The 2,711-nt window shown below is 40.1% G+C and carries 4 protein-coding genes; all 4 read right to left on the reverse strand.

Annotated features, from left to right (window positions below; translation table 11 throughout):
• Nucleotides 1-106 precede the first annotated feature (106 nt).
• Nucleotides 107-514, reverse strand: a complete 408-nt coding sequence (locus ACFIN0_RS09515) for a hypothetical protein (protein ID WP_375702423.1) — start codon at nt 512-514, stop codon at nt 107-109.
• Complete coding sequence (locus tag ACFIN0_RS09520; protein ID WP_375702424.1) at nt 511-1,275, reverse strand: hypothetical protein; 765 nt, start codon at nt 1,273-1,275, stop codon at nt 511-513. Before ACFIN0_RS09520 ends, ACFIN0_RS09515 begins: the two co-directional genes overlap by 4 nt.
• A gap of 3 nt (nt 1,276-1,278) precedes the next feature.
• Nucleotides 1,279-1,686 carry a hypothetical protein gene (locus ACFIN0_RS09525; protein ID WP_375702425.1) on the reverse strand — a complete coding sequence of 136 codons (408 nt, stop codon included), beginning with the start codon at nt 1,684-1,686 and terminating at the stop codon, nt 1,279-1,281.
• On the reverse strand, nt 1,683-2,711 hold a 1,029-nt coding region (locus ACFIN0_RS09530; protein ID WP_375702426.1), incomplete at its 5' end, for a filamentous hemagglutinin. The genes ACFIN0_RS09525 and ACFIN0_RS09530, both read right to left, overlap by 4 nt.

Below are 2,711 nucleotides of genomic sequence, written 5' to 3' on the forward strand. Positions count from 1 at the left end.
TCAAGACAGTTCTGAACTGAGTTGAGATGGTAAATTGAGAAAACAATCCCGCCATTCCAAGTAAAGGCAAGGATGGCGGATTGTTGATTATCACAAACAGCAAGACTTAAGGCTCGCATTCAGGTGCATTTTTATACTTTTTACAAAAAGGGCTGTTCAAACGCTTCTTGACACTGCGCTGTGGTATGACAGCACCTGGACGACATATGGGAAGGTTTTCGGCTCTAAAAGTATAACACCAATTACCTCCCAACTTATCTTTATAACGGAATCCTGCTTGGAGCATGCAAGCATGAATTGTTGCTTTAGCATTAATGCTTATATTTTCACTTTCTGGATCAACATCATAAGGCGTTGGCATACCACATTCTAACAAAGCTTTTCCTACCTCAGTAAAATCAGTAACACTATTTTTCTCCCACATACTCAAATACCCTGGAGCAGGCTTATCAATGTTACATCCAGCGATATTTAACAGAATGAGACCACTTAATAATTTCAAGATTTTCTTCATTTTTTCCTCCCTGAATATTTTGAATAAATTGGCGTACGATTAGGTGAACCATAGCGCGATGTACACGCATAACCTGCATGACCATAACAAGCATGAACACTGGGGTAGCCCTTAAATATTTGCCCTGCTTCTTTCCAGGGACCACTTCCAGGAGGTATTTGCTCAAAAGTGTAAGGATTTTTGCCAATCTTTGTACCAACAAAGTCATTTTTATGATTTTCCAAGTTTACGTAATCCTGCTTTCCATCACTTAAGATATATAACGTATCTGCCATGTTTTGAGTATTATAAGCTGGTCCAAAGAAATTAATCGTTGTTTTCTTTGCTATACCATGAACACCATGCTTTTCTAAATCATGCGATCCATTGCCCGCTGTCATACTGCCGCGGCTATGCGCATCAGTATGCAATCCTATATTGCCAAGGCTATACAACAGATTCTGGTACTTCTTCGTCGAATTGGTCAAAATACCCAACTTACCTTCTAGAGCATACTGATACCCTGCAATGAACAACTCTACCAAGAACGAATCGCTATGAGGGAACATCAGAAAATAGTGTGGATCATTCTTGTTATCAGCCAACTGAACCGCATTATGGGCTGCTTCATCTGGTGCTGTAAGAATACCATTGAGGAAAAAATGAACCTTGCCATCAGAACCTTTTTGTAAATTCTGTTGTTCTTCATCCGTTAAATAATGTGCGTGAGGAAACAATCGCGCCATTCCAAGTGAAGGCAAGGATGGCAGATTGTTGATCATCACTTAAGGCTGGCATTCATCCGCGTTTTTATACCTTCTACAAAACGGGCTGTTTAAGCGCTTTTCGACACTTCTCTTCGGGATGACAGCACCAGGCTGACAAATGGGAAGGTTTTCTTCTTTAAAAGTATAACACCATCCCCCTTCATGTTCATCTTTATAGTGGAATCCTGATTGAATCATGCAAGCATGGACTGTTGCCTGTGCATTAATACTCTGCTCTCTGCTTTCTGAATCCTCATCATAAGGTGTTGGCATTCCACATTCTAATAAAGCTTTTCCTATCTCAGTAAAATCAGTAACACCATTTTTCTCCCACATATACATATACCCTGGAGCAGGCTTAAAAAAATTACACCCAGCTATACTTAACAGGATTATCCCTCTTAATACTCTTAAAATGTGTTTCATTTTTTACTCCATGAATTAATTGAATCAATTTGTATACGGTGAGATGAACCATAATCATGTCTACATGCTCGATCCGCATTTGCATAACAAGCATGAGGACTTGGATAACCAAATAGTACTTTTTTTGCCTCTTTCACTACGTTACTACCAAGGGGTCTCTTGTCAAAAGTAGCGGGATTTTTGCCAAACACAACACCAACAAAATCATCTGCATGGTTTTCCAAGCCGACAGTGGTTTTCTTTCCATCCCTTAAGATATATAACGTATCTGCCATGTCTTGAGTATTATAAGCTGGACCAAAAAAATTAACCGTTGTTTCCTTTGCTATACCGTGAACACCATGCTTTACTAAATCATTTGCTCCATTTCCTGCTGTTATGGTACCACGACTATGGGCATCATCATGCAATCCTGTATTGCCATAAAGATACATTGTATCCTGGAATTTCTTGGTTGAATTGGTCAATCCAAAAAAAAATTTACCTTCCAGAAACTTCTGAAAAATCGCTATCCCTACTTCCACTTCCCAGTCTTCAGCTTTTGGAAAGTATGTAAAATAAAGGGGACCATGATCATTGTCAGCAAACTGGACAGTATAACGCGCAGCATCATCTGGTGAGGTAAAAATACCATTGTAAAACATATGAACCTTGCCATCAGAACCTTTTTGTAAATGTTTTTCTTCTTCAGGCGTTAAATAACGATACAGAGGGACTTGTCTTCCATGACTGTCTTTGATAGGTTTTCCATTTTTATCTGTTGCATAGAGGACATTGCCATTTTCATCATGCAAAACCTCACCCTCAGGATGCTCTTTGAGATATGCGAATTCGCGTATTTTGTCCCAGTATCCCAATCCTTCATCCGATAAATCATTGATCATATCTAAGCGATTATGCACTGCTCCCTCAAGCGGTGCGACATCTAGCTGTCCTACTGCCTGGTGGGCTGCTGCGGTGTTGCGGTTGAGAGAGCCAATGATTTGTCCAGCATCTTGCCCCATCGCCCTCTGTCCAGTTGTATC

Source organism: Bartonella sp. AA89HNZF (assembly GCF_042196905.1).
Taxonomy (GTDB): Bacteria; Pseudomonadota; Alphaproteobacteria; order Rhizobiales; family Rhizobiaceae; genus Bartonella.

Coding starts and splice junctions, on each gene's coding strand:
- ACFIN0_RS09525 (WP_375702425.1), bottom strand. CDS start 1,686: ATGAAACACATTTTAAGAGTATTAAGAGGGATAATCCTGTTAAGTATA.
- ACFIN0_RS09520 (WP_375702424.1), bottom strand. CDS start 1,275: ATGATCAACAATCTGCCATCCTTGCCTTCACTTGGAATGGCGCGATTG.
- ACFIN0_RS09515 (WP_375702423.1), bottom strand. CDS start 514: ATGAAGAAAATCTTGAAATTATTAAGTGGTCTCATTCTGTTAAATATC.